The following is a 15478-nucleotide window of genomic DNA, read 5'->3' as shown; positions in this document are numbered from 1 at the left end:
GGGGTGCGGCCGGTCAGGCCGGGCTGGGCTTGGCGAGGAAGGTGTTGAGGCGCCGCACCATCGCGCGCGCCGCACGGTCGGGGGCGAGACCGTCGAGCAGGGCCTGTTGGAGCACCTGGGACATGGCGTTCTGGAAGTCGGATCCCGCGCCGGCGAACCAGGCCGCCGGGTCGAGGACGACGTGGTCCGCGGCCACTTTGTAGTGCGCCTGCGGCAGCAGCGCCGCGTACTCCTTGGTGCGGGTGACCGGCCCGTACGCGGGGATGTGGCCCGCGGTCCCCCAGATCTGGCCGGCCTTCAGCAGCGCGGCCACCGCGCGGTGCGTACGACGGCGGTGCGCGGCATCGGGGTCCGGGTGGTGGGGGAGCACGAACGAGTGCGAGTCGGCGTAGACGGCCGGGGTGCCGAAGACGGTGGGGAACGGGGCGGCGCCCACGTTCTTGTCCGCGCCCCGGAACGTGCCCAGCTCCCACTCGCCGGACAGGATCATCGCGGTCTGCCGGTTGTTGAAGGAGGCCATGCCCGCGGCGTAGTCGAGCCGCTTGGGGTTGACCTTGCCGTCGACCAGCTTGGCCATGAACGCGATGACCTCGGCCATCCGGTCCACGTCCACCTCGGCCGGACCGCCCGGCGGCACCTTGAAGACGCCGCCGGTCTGCTTGTACAGGCCGTAGAACAGCCGCCAGCCCTGCGCGGTGTCGGTCACGTACCCGAACGAGATGCCCTGCTTGCCGGAGGCCTTCGCCAGCTCCTTGCCGGCGGCGAGGAACTTGTCGGGCGAGGAGAACGCGTCCGCGTCCAGCGTGCCGTCCTTCGTCAGCAGCCCCGCCTTCTTCACCGGTTCCGGGTGGAAGAACACGATGAAGGGGTGGGTGTCGAGGGGGAGCGCGTAGGTCTGTCCCTCGTACTGGGTGGGGGACCACACCGCGTCGGTGAAGTCCTCGCGGCGCACGCCGTACTCGGCCAGCAGGTCCAGGTCCCACGGGTCGACCAGGCCGGTGGGAGCGTAGCCCGCGAGGCGCGACATGTGCAGGACGGCGACGTCCGGGCCGCGCCCTCCGGCCGAGGACATGGCGAGTTTCGTGTAATAGGGGGTGCCCCACTCCAGGACGGTGCGCTCGATGCGCGTGCCCGGCATGTCGGGTCGCGCCTTGCGCACCATGTCGTTGAGCAGGCCGCCGTCGGCCCCGCTGAACAGGTCCCACAGGCGAACGGTCGAATCGTCGGCCGCCAGCGCGCTGCCACAGCCGCTGAGTGCTCCGGCGCCGAGGACCGAGGTCCCGGCGGCGAGCGCGGCCGTCAGAGCGCGTCGTCTGGTGAGTGCGGGGCGACCGACGGGTGCGGGTGTGCCGGTCATCTGGCTCCTTCCCCGGGTGACGGCGGCGGGCGGACCCACCGCCGTCACCCCGGACATACATCGATGTAAATCGTGGACAGGAAGTGGCGCGGAACTAGCGCGGGCCCTCGAAGGCCGCGGGGCGGAGCTGGGCGGCCCGCAGCAGCGCGGTGTCGACCTTCTCGCTCCGGTCGAAGCCGTAGACGCCGTTGCGCTCCTGGAAGACGTCCGTGAGCTGGGTGTAGCAGTAGCCGAACATGTCCGGGTCGTCGAGGAGCACGCCCGTCAGACCGACGAACCGGTCCACGAACTCCTGGACGCTGCGCGGCCGTTCGCCGTAACCCCAGGACTCGTCACGGGCCTCGCCCGAGACCTCGGCGGCGGCCTGCGCGTCCCACCAGATGCCGCCGAACTCGCTGCAGAAGTACGGCTGCCCGCGGTACGGCACGGACCAGGGGCGCCCGTCGGGGCCGGCGTTGACGTACGGCTTGTCCTCGGCGAGACCGCGCATCGTCTTGGCGAACGCGGCCGGGTCCTGCTCGTAGCAGTGCGAGTCGTAGACGTCGGTCTCCGGCACCCGGTGGGCGTAGCCGGAGGCGTCGATGACGGGGCGGGTGCCGTCGGCCTGCTTGGTGGCCAGGAACATCGCCTGCGTCACGTCGTCGAGCTGGGTGATGCGGTCGTGCAGATGCTGGTACGTCTCGTTGAGCGGGCACCAGCCGATGATCGAGGGGTGCGAGTAGTCCCGCTCCACGGCCTCCAGCCACTGGGTGACGAAACTCGCGTCGGGCCGCTGGTTGTCGTCGCGGACGCCGACCTCGCAGCCCCAGTCGCCGAACTCGCCCCACACCAGGTAGCCGAGCCGGTCCGCGTGGTACAGGAACCGCTCCTCGAAGACCTTCTGGTGCAGCCGGGCCCCGTTGAACCCGGCGGCGAGGCCGAGTTCGATGTCCCGTACGAGAGCGGCGTCGCTCGGCGCGGTCATCAGACCGTCCGGGTAGTACCCCTGGTCGAGCACGAGCCGCTGGAAGACGGGCTCGCCGTTCAGGAGGAGGCGCTTGCCGTCGGCGGAGACCGAGCGCAGACCGGCGTACGAGCCGACCCGGTCCACCAACTCGCCCTCGGCGTCCAGGACTTCGAAGGTCAGGTCGTACAGGTGCGGGTCGCCGGGGGACCACACACGCAGCCGGTTCGCGGGCAGCGTGAGGGCCAGGCGGGGCCGCAGGTCGAGGTCGGCGCGGGCCTCGGCGGTGACGACCGTGCCGAGCTCGTCGGACAGGGTCGCGCGGACCCGGTGCCCGGGCGCGTTCCCGGTCAGCGGCAGCTCCAGGTAGAACGAGCCGGAGGCCAGGTCAGGTGTGATGCGGGGCCGCTTCAGGGCCACGCTCCGCGGCACCGGCTCCAGCCACACGGTCTGCCAGATGCCGGTCGTGCGGGTGTAGTGGCAGTGCGTGTTGGCGTACCAGGTGGCCTGCTTGCCGCGGGCCTGCGGGCCGTGCCGGCTGTCGCGGGCCCGGACCACGAGCGTCAGTTCCTGCCCGGGTACGGCCACGTCGCCGAGGTCGGCGGTGAAGGGGGTGAAGCCGCCGCGGTGCCGGGCCACCTCGACGCCGTCCGCCCACACGGTGGTGTCGTGGTCCACGGCTCCGAAGTGCAGCAGCACCCTGGGCCCGTCGGCAGAGCTCCACTCGGCGGGCACCGTCACGGTCCGCCGGTACCAGACGGCCTCCAGGAAGTCGGTCTCGCCGACCCCGGACAGCTCCGACTCCGGGCAGAACGGCACGGTGATCCGCCCGGACAGCTCGCGCTCGCGCAGACCCCGTTCGAGTCCGGTGTCGGCGCGGTCGATCTCGAACTGCCACTCACCGTTGAGATTGAGCCAGGCCTCACGGGTGAACTGCGGCCTCGGGTACTCAGGGCGCGGCAGGTCCTGGTGGTGCGGGACGGGCATGGTGCTCCTTGCCTTGCGGGTGCTGCTCCGGTCGGTGCGAGCCACATGGCACCATGACGATTACATCGATGTAAATATCCGGGGCGGTGCGGAATCCGGCCCGAAACCGATTCGTGATGCTCGATACGATCGCGGGTGGCAGACGGAAGGAATGAGCAGAGTGGCGGCCAGACCCAGGATCAAGGATGTGGCGGAGTACGCGGGCGTCTCGCCCAAGACCGTCTCCAACGTGATCAACGACTACGAGCACGTGTCGGACCGCACCCGTGAGGTCGTGCGCGAGGCGATAGACGCGCTCGGCTACCGCGTCAACATCGCGGGCCGCCAGCTCCGCCAGGGCCGCACCGGCATGATCACCCTGGCCGTGCCCGAACTCGACGTCGCGTACTTCTCCGAACTGGCCAAACATGTGATGGCCGAGGCCGACCGGCGGGGCCAGACCGTGCTGCTGCACCAGACCGGCGGCGTCCGCGAGCGCGAACTCGCCGCGCTGCACGGCTTCGACGCCCAGTTCACCGACGGCGTCATCCTCAGCCCGCTCGCGCTGCACCCCAGCGACCTCGCCACCCGCGACCGCGGACTCCCGGTCGTCCTGCTCGGCGAGCGCCCCGCCGAGGGCAGCACCGACCATGTCGCCATCGACAACGTACGGGCCGCGCGCGAGGCCACCGAGCACCTGCTGGGCCGCGGGCGGCGCCGTATCGCCGTCGTCGGCGGCACAGTGCGCGGACGTCAGGGCACCGACCGGCTGCGCACCGACGGCTACCGCGAGGCGCTGGAGGAGGCCGGGGTCCCCTTCGACAGCGGCCTCGTGGTGCCGGTCGACGCGTACCACTGGAAGGACGGGGCACGGGCCGCCGCCGCTCTCATGGACACGGACCCGCGCCCGGACGCGCTGCTCTGCCTCAACGACCACCTCGCCCTGGGCGCCCTGCGCGCCCTGTACGAGCGGGGCGAGAGCGTGCCCAAGGACCTGGACGTGGTCGGCTTCGACGACATCGAGGCCGCCGGGTTCAGCGTGCCGAGCCTCACGACGGTCGCCCCGGACAAGAAGGAGATCGCCCGGGCCGCCGTCGCGCTCCTGCTCGACCGGATCGAGGAGCCGGCGACCGGCCCGCTCCTCGACCATGTGGTGGGCCACGAACTCAAGGTGCGGGAGAGTACCGGGGGCTGAGCGTGTCGGCCCGCCTCACATGCTGTGCCGCAGCAGGGGGTTGCCTATTTTTTGAGGGGCTGCGTGAAGCGCAGCAGATTTCCGGCGGGGTCGCGGAAGGCGCAGTCCCGGACCCCGTAGTACTGGTCCATCGGCTCCTGCACCACGTCGGCGCCCGCGGCACTGACCCGCTCGAACGTGGCGTCGCAGTCCTCCGTCGTGAAGAGCACGCCGCGCAGCAGCCCCTTGGCCAGCAGTTCCGCCATGACCTGCCGGTCGGCCTCCGAGGCGTTCGGATCGGCGAGCGGCGGCTCCAGGACGACGCTGACGTCCGGCTGCGACGGCGCTCCCACCGTCACCCAGCGCATCCCCTCGTAGCCGACGTCGTTGCGCACCTCGAACCCCAGCACATCGCGGTAGAAGGCGATCGCCCTGTCGGGGTCGTCCACGGCGATGAAGCAGGTGGAGAGCTTGATGTCGTCCATGGCACTCAGCCTACGACCGGGAGGCGGACCCCGCGTCCCCGTTCCTGACAGGCCGCGTATGGATCTTCACGATGCAGGCCGGGATCCCGCCCGCGTCGTCATGGGACCGGGCCCGGTACGCGCTCGGGGTCTGGCCGACCAGCTCGGTGAAGCGCGAGCTGAACGAGCCGAGGGACGTACAGCCGACGGCGAAGCAGACCTCGGTCACCGTGAGATCCCCGCGACGCAGCAGCGCCTTGGCCCGCTCGATGCGGCGGGTCATCAGATAGCTGTACGGCGTCTCCCCGTACGCGGCGCGGAAGCTGCGCGAGAAGTGCCCCGGCGACATGAGGGCCACCTGCGCCAGCGCCGTCACGTCGAGCGGCTCGGCGTAGTCCCGGTCCATGCGGTCCCGGGCCCGCCGCAGCCGGACGAGGTCGTCGAGCTCCTGCCTCTTCACCCTCCGAGTCTCGCACAACAGTCCGTTCGGGCGGCCGGGCCGTTGTGGCAGAGTGCGGTGGACGATCGAGGTACGGGGGAGCGATGACGGACGAATCGGCCAGGGTGACCTGGGGTTTGATGCTGACGTGCCTGGGCGGCGGGCTCGGCGGTGTACGGATGGTGACCCGCCCGGTCGGGCACGTGACCGGGACCCGGCAGGAGGCGCGGGACGCCCTGCACCGCCACGTGCTCGCCTTCGAGCCGAAGCACCCGGCGAGCCTGCAGCGCCGCACCGTTTACGAGCAGGGCGAGGGCTACCTCGTCCTCGCGGAGGGCCTCACGCAGACCTTCGAGTACGAGTTCCGGCTGGCCCGCGTCGTGCACGACACCCGGCCGGACATGCCGGTGGTGCCGCCGCAGCCGACGGCGCCGCCGCCGCCCGTCGCGCCGCCGTACCGGTGACGCGACGAGGGCAGGGGCGGCGCGTCGTCAGGCCAGTGCCCGCAGCGCCGCGATGACGGCGTCGGTGCCCCGCTCGACCTTGACGCGCGGGCACCCCACGTTCAGGCGCAGGAAGCCCGGCGCTCCATAGGCGGCGCCGGGCATCACGGCCACCTTCTGCGTCCCGACGAGCTCGCGTTGCAGCGCGTCGTCGTCGACGCCCAGGGGGCGGACGTCGATCCAGGCGAGGTAACCGGCCTGCGGCGGCTCCCGGTCGAGCTCCGGGAACGCCGCGCCGAGCCGTTCGGCCACGTAGGACAGATTGCCGCGAAGATAGCTGCCCAGCGCGTCCAGCCAGCCGCCGCCCTCCCGGTACGCGGCGATGTGCCCGACGAGGGACAGGACGGCCGGTGACGAGAGGCCGTCCGCCTCCTTGAGGTGGCGCAGATAGGCGTCGCGGCTCGCCGGGTCGCCGAAGATGCCGTAACTCCCGGTCAGGGCAGGGATGTTGAACGACTTCGACGCCGAGGTGACGACCGCCCAGCGCGCTCCGGGGGCGCCGTGCAGGGCCCACGGGCGGTGGACGTGCGGCGGGTGCGCGAGGTCGGAGTGGATCTCGTCGCTGATCACCGCCACGTCGTAGCGCGCGCACAGCTCGGCCATCCGGTCGAGCTCCGCCCGGGTCCAGACATGGCCCGTGGGATTGTGCGGCGAGCACAGCAGGAGAATCGCGGTGTCGGGCCGCGCGAGCAGCTGCTCCAGAGTCTCCCAGTCACCCAACGGGCATGCGAGCAAACGCCGTTCGTGCGCGGCGACCGACTTGGGAAACGCGTCGTACATCGGTGTGTGGACCACCACACCGTCGCCCGGCCGCGACCACAGGTGCAGCAGCCGGCCGATCTGGTAGACGACGGACGGGCCGTAGACGATCGCGTCGGGGTCGACCGTGGTGCGGTGCCGGGTGCCGTACCAGTCGACGACCGCGGAGAGGAAGTCGGACTGGCGCCACCGGGAGTAGCCGAGCACGCCGTGGTCGAGGCGGCCGCGCAGCGCCGACAACACCTCGGGCGCCGTCTCGAAGTCCATGTCCGAGATGGTGAAGGGCAGCAGGCCCGGGACGCCGAAGCGGTCCTCGACGTAGTCCCACTGCGTGCACCAGGTGCCGTGCCGGTCGACGGGGGTGTCGAAGTCGTAGGCCCCGGAAGGGCCGGCGGGGGAGGGGAGCGGCACGGTTCAGCCCACCGGGACCATCGTGGCGATGGCGTCCTTCACCGACTGCACCTGCGGGCCGATGATGACCTGGACGTTGTGGGCGTCGAGCTTGATGACACCGACGGCGCCGAGCTTCTTCAGGCGTGGTTCGTCGACGCGCTCGGCGTCCTCCACGGTCATCCGCAGGCGCGTGATGCAGTTGTCGAGGGACCGGATGTTGTCGGCGCCGCCGATCGCGTCGAGGATCGCCACCGCGTCGTACTTGCCGGCGACCAGCTCGCGCGGGCCCTCGTCGGCGGCCTGCGGGGCGGCCTCGTCCCCCTCGGTCTCCTCCGCCGGCTCGTCGCGGCCCGGCGTCCTGAGGTCGAAGCGGACGATGGCCCAGCGGAAGAGGAAGTAGTAGGCGGCGAACCACACGGCGGCGATCACCGGGATCAGGTACCACTTCGTGGTCGTGCCCTGGAGCACGCCGAAGACGAGCCAGTCGATGACGTTGCCGTCCGTGTTGCCGATGAACACGCCGAGGACCGCGGCCGTCAGGAAGCCGAGGCCGACCAGCACGGCGTGCAGCAGGTACAGCCACGGGGCGATGAAGAGGAAGAGGAACTCGAGCGGCTCGGTGATGCCGCCGACGACGCACGCGACGACACCGGAGACGAGGAGCGCCTTGATCTCCGGGCGCATGCTCTTCTTCGCGCAGTGGTACATGGCGAGCGCCGCGCCCGGCAGCCCGCCGAGGTAGACCGCCATCTTGCCCTGGGACAGGAAGTGGGTGGCGCTCGTGACGTCACCGGTGGGCGCGTCCGAGCAGTTGAGCTGCGCGTAGAACAGGTTCAGCGCGCCGGAGACGTGGTCGCCGCAGACGGTGCCGGCGCCGCCGACATCGGTGAAGCGGAACATCGCGACGAGAATGTGGTGCAGCCCGATCGGGCGCAGCAGCACCTCGCCCATGCCGAAGAAGAACGGCCCGAAGACGCCCGTGTGCCCGATGCCCCGGCCCAGATCGGTGATCCAGCCGTTGAACGTCGGCCACACCAGCGGGATCAGCAGGCCGAGCACGCTGAGCGTGAGCGCCGAGACGATCGGCACGAACCGCAGACCGCCGAAGAAGGCCAGCGCGTCGGGCATCCGCTGGCCGCGAAAGCGCCGGTGGAGGACGCTGACAACGATGCCAACGGCTACCGCGCCGAGCAGTCCCGTGTCGATGGACTGGATGCCGATCACATCGGCGATGCCGTAGTGGGCGATGGCCCTCTCGTCGTCGAAGTCGACGCCCTTGGCCGTGAGGTAGAAGTTCACGGCCAGGTTCATCGCGGCGAAACCGACGAAACCGGAGAAAGCGGCCACGCCCTTGTCCTCGCGGGCCAGGCCCAGCGGGATGGCTATCGCGAACATCACGGGCAGGAACTGGAAGGCGACGAGACCCGTGTTGGCCATCCAGGTGAAGACGAGGTGGAAGCCCTCGCCCCGCAGGAAGGTCAGGTTGTCGGTGACGGCGTCGCTGGAGAGCGACGAACCGATGCCCAGCATGATGCCGCAGAACGCGAGCAGCGCCACCGGGAGCATGAATGTCTTGCCGAGCCCCTGGAGGAACTCCCAGAGTGCGGCCTTGGTCTTCTGCATGTGGGGGTCTTTCGTGCCTGAGCGGAATGAGCGGAATCGCGGCGTGCGGGACGGATGAGATCACAGCAGGTGGGGGCCTGTCCATGGGGTCCATGTCGGCCGTGACGTGCCGAAACCCCGGTGAAGCACCGGTGGCGACCCCCCTGGAAGCCGTGTGCGCCGCCCTGTGCCTCAACCGCCGCCGCTGCGCGCCGCGCCCTCTCTCTGCGCGTGCTGTGCGCCCCCCGTACGGAGGTTCGCTCCGGGCGGGCCCCGGTGATAACGCTGGAGAGACGGGGTCGGCGGACGGGGTGACGAAAGGAATCGGCATGGCACCTCAGGCAGTTCTGGAGGCGGGGCGGCTGTCCGCCATAGCGAAGATCCTCGACCGGGCGGGCGGCCATCTCTCCGCCGCGGCCCGGGACGACGCGGAGACGTCCGCGATCCAGTCGCTCCTCGCGCTCTCCCGCAGCGCGTCGTACGACGTGACGTGCGCGGTGCGGCACGCGGTCACCGGCGAACTCGACCTGGCACGCGAGCACTTGGAGGCAGCCCGGACCGCTCCCGATCAGCTCGCTTCGGTCGCCGCCGGCATGCCACGGCCGCTGCCCGCCGGGGTGCGCACCGCGCTCCAGCTGCTGCGTGGCATCACCGGGTTCTTCAGCTCGGAGACCGAGGACGCCTTTGTGCGGGCCCTGAGCATCGACGCCGCCCGGAGCCGCGCCGCCGGCTGACCACGCGCGGCCGAGGCCGCGCGACTTCAGACACGAAGACCTCCGTAAGGGGCGGTTCTCTGTGACCCCGCCTCACTGGAGGTCTTCGTCATGTCCGGGCGCGCCGGGCGGTGACTCGTGCGCGGGTGCGCCGGGCGGTGGCTCGTGCGCGGGTGCGCCAGGCGGTGACTCGTGCCGGGTGTGCCATGGCTGGCTCGCGCACGGATGCGCCATGGCCGGCTCGTGCACGGATGCGCCATGGCCGGCTCGTGCGCGGATGCGCCATGGATGGCTCGGGCCCGGGTTCGCCGCGGTTCCCTTGACAGGGTCACGACCGCTTGTATGGTCTAGTCCAAGCAGTAACGGCCGTTCCGCTTAGGGGAGTTCGCCCTGTTTTCACGGGTGTGCATTCCCCTGTCCCTTCGCGCCTCTTGGCCCCACCCACGAGAGGCCGACCTGTCCGCGCCCCCCACCTTCGCGCAGGCAGGAAGACCGCGAGTGAAGGAGTACGCATGAACGCCAGAAGGAAGACGGCCGCGCTCATCGGCGCGGCACTGGCCCCGGTCATCGCCGTCAGTCTGCCCGCCGGTTCGGCGAGCGCGCACGGATACATCTCCACCCCGCCCAGCCGCCAGGCCCAGTGCGCGGCGGGCACCGTGTCCTGCGGTGACATCACCTACGAACCGCAGAGCGTCGAGGGTCCGAAGGGGCTCAACAGCTGCAGCGGCGGCAACAGCCGGTTCGCGGAGCTCGACGACGACTCCAAGGGCTGGACCGCCACGCCGGTCCCGCGCAACGCCAGTTTCGAATGGAAGCTGACGGCCCAGCACGCCACCAGCACCTGGCAGTACTTCGTCGGCGGTCAGTCGATCGCCGAGTTCGACGACAACGGCGCCAAGCCCGGAGCGACGGTCACCCACCAGGTCGACTTCGGTTCGTTGACCGGCAAGCAGAAGGTGCTGGCCGTCTGGAACGTCGCGGACACGACGAACGCGTTCTACGCCTGCATCGACGTGAACGTCGGCGGCTGACGCTCCACCCCTGAGCCGGTCCCCGGCCGGCTCGGCCCGCAGAACGGCGGCGCCGCGAGTCTTCCCCCCACGGCACACATGAGGGCGCACATGTGCCCAGGTGTGTCATGGCTCGCGGCGCCGTACCCCCCACCTCCGCATCCGATAGGAGCGCCCCCCATGCGCCGTCGTATCCTCGCGCTGCTGACCGCCACCGCGTCAGCCGCCACCCTCGGCCTGCTCACCCTGGCCTCGCCCGCGTCCGCCGAGAAGGCCGACGCCCAGGCGGACTTCGTCGTCAGCCAGGCCCAGTTCGAGCAGATGTTCCCGGGCCGGAACTCCTTCTACACGTACGAAGGGCTGAACGCCGCCCTCAGCGCCTACCCGGAGTTCACCGGCACGGGCAGTGACACGGTGCGCAAGCAGGAGGCCGCGGCCTTCCTCGCCAACGTGAGCCACGAGACCGGCGGGCTCGTGTACATCGTCGAGCAGAACACCGCGAACTACCCCCACTACTGCGACACTTCGCAGTCCTACGGCTGCCCCGCCGGCACCGACAAGTACTACGGCCGCGGGCCGATCCAGCTCAGCTGGAACTTCAACTACAAGTCCGCGGGCGACGCCCTCGGCATCGATCTGCTGAACAACCCCGACCTCGTCCAGACCGACGCGGCGGTCTCCTGGAAGACCGGCCTGTGGTACTGGAACACCCAGACCGGGCCCGGCACCATGACCCCGCACAACGCCATGGTCAACGGCTCCGGTTTCGGTGAGACCATCCGCAGCATCAACGGCAGCATCGAATGCAACGGCGGCAACCCCGGCCAGGTGCAGAGCCGTATCGACAACTACAAGAAGTTCTCGCAGATCCTCGGTGTCGACCCCGGTGCCGACCTCAGCTGCTGACGGACGCTCAGCACGAAGGCCGGGCGCCGTGACATGACGCGCGCCCGGCACACGGCATGAACAACACCTTCGGTATCACCGGGTGATTCGTCCAGGTGTGATCTGATCGAGCACTATGAGCGCGCAGCAGGACCCACGTGACACGACCGACCTCGCGGACAGGACAGAGCGCAACCTCGCGGAACACGCCTGTCATCTGCACCGCCTTCTTCCGGGCGCGACGGTCACCGCGACCGGCGACCTGCTGATCGCGGACAGCGGTCTCGACGACGACACCTTCAACATCGTCGCCGCGGCCCGCTTCACCGAAAGCACCGCCGCGGCCCGGATCGCGCAGACGACCGAGGCCCTGGCCGCGACCGGCCGCCCCTTCTCCTGGTGGGTGGGGCCGGCGTCCACCCCGAAGGACCTCTCGGACCGCCTCGAGGCCACCGGTCTGCCCGCGACCGAAACCGAGACCGCCATGTGGGCCGAGCTGACCGACACCCTGCCCCAGCCCTACGTCGACGGCCTCGACATCCATCCGGTGACCACGCCCGAGCGGCTCGGCGACTACGCCGCCGTCCTCGCCGCGAACTGGGAACCGCCCGCCGCGACGGTCCGCCGCTTCTACGAGCGGGCCGCGCCCCAGGCCCTGGCGGCCGACTGCCGGGCCCGCTACCTGGTCGGATACGCCGCGGGCCGCCCGGTCTGCTCGGCCGAGGTCTTCCTGCACGCCGACGTCGCCGGGATCTACAACATCAGTACCCTGGCCGCCCACCGCCGCCGCGGCTACGGCGGCGCCATCACCCTCGCCGCCCTGCACACGGCCCGCCGCTCCGGCCACCCCCTCGCCGTCCTCCAGGCCTCCGGCGCCGGCGAACCCGTCTACCGCCGCCTCGGCTTCCGCGCCTTCGGCTCCTTCACCGAGCACGCCACCGGCCCCGGGAAACCGCCGGCCGACAGGCTCTAAACTGGAGCGTCGGTCTGCGCGAAGAACGGAGAAACAGTGGCGGCAGGTGTACGAGGCGCGGCCGAGGCCGGGGCCGGCGATCCGTCCGCCGAGGTGCTCGACCAGGCGGCCGAGGCGTTCGGGCTGCTCGCGGCCCCCACGCGGCTGCACATGATGTGGGCCCTTGCCGAGGGCGAGTGCGATGTGACCGGGCTCGCCGAGCGGGTCGGCGGCGCGCTGCCCGCCGTCAGCCAGCACCTGTCCAAGCTCAAGCTCGCCGGGCTCGTCCGCTCCCGCCGCGAAGGCCGCCGACAGGTCTACTACGTCGACGACCCCGACATCGTGACGGTGGTCCGGCTGATGGTCGGCCAGCTCACCGAGCGTGCCGAGCAGTCCGGCACGAGGCTGCGCCGGCTGCGCGGCGCCGGAGCCTGAGCGGCGAGGTGTCCGCCCCCGACCCCGCTCTCTCCCGCCCGGCCGGGGCCCCGGCCCTCGGCCCGGCCCCGGGCGATCTGTCCGCCCTGCAGGTGCTGCGCGCCCTGGACGGTTCGCCGCGCGGACTGACGGAGGCGGAGGCGGGGGAGCGGCTCGCCCACCGCGGAGCGAACACGCCGCCCGGCCGTCGGCCCCCGTCGAGGGCGCGGCGACTCGCGCAGAGCCTGCGCGACCCGTTCACCGCCGTCCTGTTCTGCCTCGGCCTCGTCTCGGCCCTGGTCGCCGCGTGGGGCACCGCCTGCGTGATCCTCGCTCTCGTCGCCGTGAGCTGCGCCCTGCGCGCGCAGGGCGAGCACCGCGCCGACCGCTCCATGGACCGGCTGCGCGGACTCGTCGCCACCACCGCCAGCGTGCAGCGGCGCAGCACCCCCGACGCCGCTCCGCGCGTGCGCGAGATCCCCGTCGACGACCTGGTCCCCGGCGACGTGGTCCGCCTCGCCCCCGGCGACCTGGTCCCCGCCGACGTACGGCTGCTCAGGGCCCGCGGCCTGACCGTGCACCAGGCGGCCCTGACGGGCGAATCCGCCCCGGTGCCCAAACAGCCGGCGGACCTGCCCGGCGCGGGCGACAGCGCGCACCTGCTCTTCCAGGGCAGCAGCATCGCCTCCGGCGCAGGCACCGGCGTCGTCGTGGCGACCGGCGCCGACACCCGCTTCGCCGCCGTGCGCACCGCCGGCCGCCGCACCGAAAAGAGCGCCTTCGACCGCTCGGTGCACGGCATCTCCTGGGTGCTCATCCGCTTCATGCTGCTCACCCCGCCGCTGGTCCTGATGGCCGACGCGGCGCTGCGCGGCCGCGGCCTGGAGACCCTGCCGTTCGCGGTCGCCGTGGCGGTCGGCCTCACCCCGGAGATGCTGCCGGTCATCGTCACCACCTGCCTGGCCCGCGGCGCGTCCCTGCTCGCCCGTACCCACGGCGTCATCGTCCGGCGGCTGCCCGCCCTGCACGACCTCGGCGCCGTCGACGTCCTGTGCGTCGACAAGACCGGCACCCTCACCCAGGACCGCCCCGTCGTCGACCCCGACCGCACCGACGCCGAGGCACTGCACTGGGCGGGCACATCGGCGTGGTGGATCTTGCAGACCGCCGGGCCCGCCGACCCCGACCCGCTCGACGAAGCGCTCCTCGCGGCCACGGGCCCGGACGACTGGGACGCGTACGACGGTATCGACGCCCTGCCCTTCGATCCGGTACGCCGCCTCGCCACCGCCGTCGTCCGGGAGCCGGGCGCCCTGGGCACGCACATCCTCGCCGTGAAGGGCGCGGCGCCGGACGTCCTGAGCCGCTGCGCCCTGGACGCGGACGAGCGCGCCGCACTGCTGCGCCGGGCCGCCGACCAAGCGGCCGAGGGGGTCCGCCTGCTGGCCGTCGCCACCGCCCGGCGCCCCGCCCGCACCCGGGCCTACACCCCGGCCGACGAGCGCGGCCTGACCTTCCGCGGCTTCGTCGCCTTCCACGACGCCCCGGCCGACACCGCGCACGACGCCGTACGCGCCCTCGCCGCGCGGGGCGTCGAGGTCAAGGTCCTGACCGGCGACGACCCGGCGACCGCGGCCCGCGTCTGCCGCGACCTGGACATCGCGCCCGCAGACGTGACCACGGGCGAGCGGATCAAGGACCTCACGGACGAGAAGCTCGGGGAACTGGCGGCCCGCACGACGGTCTTCGCCCGCTGCACCCCCGAGGACAAGGCCCGCGTCGTCACCGCCCTGCGCGCCCAAGGCCGCACCACCGGCTATCTCGGCGACGGCGTCAACGACCTGCCCGCACTGCGCGCCGCCGACGTCGGGGTCTGCCCGCACGACGGCGTCGACGTGGCCCGTGAGAGCGCCGACGTGGTCCTCGCGGGGAAGGACCTGCGGGCCGTCGAGCACGCCGTCGTGGCGGGCCGGCACAGCAGCGCCAACATCGCCTCGTACCTGCGCATCACGCTCTCCTCGAACCTCGGCAACGTGATCGCGATGCTCGTGGCCGCGCTCCTGCTGCCGTTCCTGCCGATGCTCCCGGCGCAGGTGCTCGTGCAGAACCTCTGCTTCGACGGCGCCCAGCTCGCCCTCGCCCACGACCGCCCCGACCCGGCCGCCCTGCGCCGACCGACCGTCCTGCGGCCCCGCTCCTTCCTCCGCTCCATCACCGGGATCGGCGCGCTCGGCGCCCTCGCGGACCTCGCCACCTTCGCCGTACTCGCCCTGTGCCTGCCCGGCGCGCTCGACCTGAGCGACGAGGCCGCCTTCCACGGCGGCTGGTTCACGGAGAACCTCCTCACCCAGGCCCTCGTCATGCTCCTGCTGCGCACCGGCCGCCGGGCGGCCGAGGGACGCGCCCCGGGCCCCGTGCGCTGGGCGGCCACCGGCCTCGCGGTCATCGGCATCCTGCTCCCGCTGACCCCGGTCGGCCCCTGGCTCGGCATGACGGGCCTGCCCGTCACCTACTACCTGCTGCTCGCCGTGGTCCTCGGCCTGTACGCCGCGGCGCTGCGCCGCTTCGGCGGCGGCGTCAGCTCTTCTCGCCGTTCTCTTCCTTCAGGGCTTTCGTCTCGCTCTTGAGGATGCGCAGGGACTTGCCCAGGGAACGGGCGGTGTCCGGCAGCTTCTTGGAGCCGAACACCAGAATGATGACGAGCCCCAGGATGAGCAGGTGCCAGGGCTCCAGTGCGTTGCGGAACATGGTGAGCACTCCTTGTCGTGATCGCGCCGTCGGGCGCGCCGTCCAGCGCGGCGTACGTACCGCGTCCTCATAATTACTTGCTACATTGCGCAACCGTACAACCCTGGGGGGCGGTGACGCATGCACCTCCCGCAGGACACCTCCGTAGGACGCAGG

Annotated in this window: 15 protein-coding genes; 8 read left to right on the top strand and 7 right to left on the bottom strand. The window is 71.6% G+C overall.

Features of this window, described 5'->3' with window-relative positions; translation table 11 throughout:
* Nucleotides 1-13 precede the first annotated feature (13 nt).
* Both ABD366_RS08910 and ABD366_RS08905 read right to left on the bottom strand, forming a co-directional pair.
* Nucleotides 14-1357, bottom strand: coding sequence for an ABC transporter substrate-binding protein (locus ABD366_RS08910; RefSeq protein WP_324766443.1), 1344 nt, complete (start codon nt 1355-1357; stop codon nt 14-16).
* A 94-nt stretch (nt 1358-1451) separates the two neighbouring features.
* Nucleotides 1452-3287 carry a glycoside hydrolase family 2 protein gene (locus ABD366_RS08905; RefSeq protein ID WP_324766442.1) on the bottom strand — a complete coding sequence of 612 codons (1836 nt, stop codon included), beginning with the start codon at nt 3285-3287 and terminating at the stop codon, nt 1452-1454.
* Nucleotides 3288-3438: 151 nt separating this feature from the next.
* Between ABD366_RS08905 and ABD366_RS08900 the strand changes: the two genes are divergently transcribed.
* Nucleotides 3439-4461 (top strand): LacI family DNA-binding transcriptional regulator, encoded by a 1023-nt coding sequence (locus ABD366_RS08900; protein ID WP_324766441.1) that lies wholly within the window; start codon nt 3439-3441, stop codon nt 4459-4461.
* A gap of 44 nt (nt 4462-4505) precedes the next feature.
* Here ABD366_RS08900 and ABD366_RS08895 read toward each other — a convergent pair whose 3' ends face one another.
* Both ABD366_RS08895 and ABD366_RS08890 read right to left on the bottom strand, forming a co-directional pair.
* Nucleotides 4506-4925, bottom strand: coding sequence for a VOC family protein (locus ABD366_RS08895; protein ID WP_324766440.1), 420 nt, complete (start codon nt 4923-4925; stop codon nt 4506-4508).
* Between the two features lie 10 nt (nt 4926-4935).
* A complete protein-coding gene (locus tag ABD366_RS08890) occupies nt 4936-5364 on the bottom strand; it encodes a helix-turn-helix transcriptional regulator (RefSeq protein WP_324766439.1) in 429 nt (142 codons plus the stop codon).
* Nucleotides 5365-5447: 83 nt separating this feature from the next.
* Here ABD366_RS08890 and ABD366_RS08885 point away from each other — a divergent pair, with 83 nt between their 5' ends.
* The gene (locus tag ABD366_RS08885; protein ID WP_324766438.1) at nt 5448-5807 is read left to right on the top strand and encodes a hypothetical protein; all 360 of its coding nucleotides are present in this window, start codon (nt 5448-5450) and stop codon (nt 5805-5807) included.
* A gap of 27 nt (nt 5808-5834) precedes the next feature.
* Here the strand turns inward: ABD366_RS08885 and ABD366_RS08880 are convergent, their stop codons facing one another.
* Together ABD366_RS08880 and malX are read right to left on the bottom strand one after the other, a co-directional pair.
* Nucleotides 5835-7016, bottom strand: a complete 1182-nt coding sequence (locus ABD366_RS08880) for a MalY/PatB family protein (RefSeq protein WP_324766437.1) — start codon at nt 7014-7016, stop codon at nt 5835-5837.
* A 3-nt stretch (nt 7017-7019) separates the two neighbouring features.
* Complete coding sequence (malX, locus tag ABD366_RS08875) at nt 7020-8621, bottom strand: maltose/glucose-specific PTS transporter subunit IIBC (protein ID WP_324766436.1); 1602 nt, start codon at nt 8619-8621, stop codon at nt 7020-7022.
* Nucleotides 8622-8929: 308 nt separating this feature from the next.
* Here malX and ABD366_RS08870 point away from each other — a divergent pair, with 308 nt between their 5' ends.
* The 6 genes from ABD366_RS08870 (at nt 8930) to mgtA (ending at nt 15201) form a co-directional block, all read left to right on the top strand.
* On the top strand, nt 8930-9334 hold the full coding sequence (locus ABD366_RS08870; RefSeq protein WP_324766435.1) for a hypothetical protein: 405 nt from the start codon (nt 8930-8932) through the stop codon (nt 9332-9334).
* A gap of 491 nt (nt 9335-9825) precedes the next feature.
* The gene (locus tag ABD366_RS08865) at nt 9826-10344 is read left to right on the top strand and encodes a lytic polysaccharide monooxygenase auxiliary activity family 9 protein (RefSeq protein WP_324766434.1); all 519 of its coding nucleotides are present in this window, start codon (nt 9826-9828) and stop codon (nt 10342-10344) included.
* 159 nt (nt 10345-10503) lie between these two features.
* The gene (locus tag ABD366_RS08860; RefSeq protein WP_324766433.1) at nt 10504-11229 is read left to right on the top strand and encodes a chitinase; all 726 of its coding nucleotides are present in this window, start codon (nt 10504-10506) and stop codon (nt 11227-11229) included.
* Between the two features lie 115 nt (nt 11230-11344).
* The gene (locus ABD366_RS08855; protein ID WP_324766432.1) at nt 11345-12181 is read left to right on the top strand and encodes a GNAT family N-acetyltransferase; all 837 of its coding nucleotides are present in this window, start codon (nt 11345-11347) and stop codon (nt 12179-12181) included.
* A gap of 36 nt (nt 12182-12217) precedes the next feature.
* Nucleotides 12218-12595, top strand: coding sequence for an ArsR/SmtB family transcription factor (locus tag ABD366_RS08850; RefSeq protein WP_324766431.1), 378 nt, complete (start codon nt 12218-12220; stop codon nt 12593-12595).
* 8 nt (nt 12596-12603) lie between these two features.
* Complete coding sequence (gene mgtA, locus ABD366_RS08845; RefSeq protein ID WP_425576947.1) at nt 12604-15201, top strand: magnesium-translocating P-type ATPase; 2598 nt, start codon at nt 12604-12606, stop codon at nt 15199-15201.
* Here mgtA and tatA read toward each other — a convergent pair.
* Nucleotides 15152-15322 carry a Sec-independent protein translocase subunit TatA gene (gene tatA, locus ABD366_RS08840; RefSeq protein ID WP_324770474.1) on the bottom strand — a complete coding sequence of 57 codons (171 nt, stop codon included), beginning with the start codon at nt 15320-15322 and terminating at the stop codon, nt 15152-15154. The two genes, mgtA and tatA, sit on opposite strands and share 50 nt — an antisense overlap.
* Nucleotides 15323-15478: the final 156 nt, after the last annotated feature.

Origin of the sequence: Streptomyces kunmingensis (assembly GCF_039533535.1) — a bacterium.
Lineage (GTDB): Bacteria > Actinomycetota > Actinomycetes > Streptomycetales > Streptomycetaceae > Streptomyces > Streptomyces kunmingensis.
This window is presented reverse-complemented; position numbering and strand designations above follow the sequence as displayed.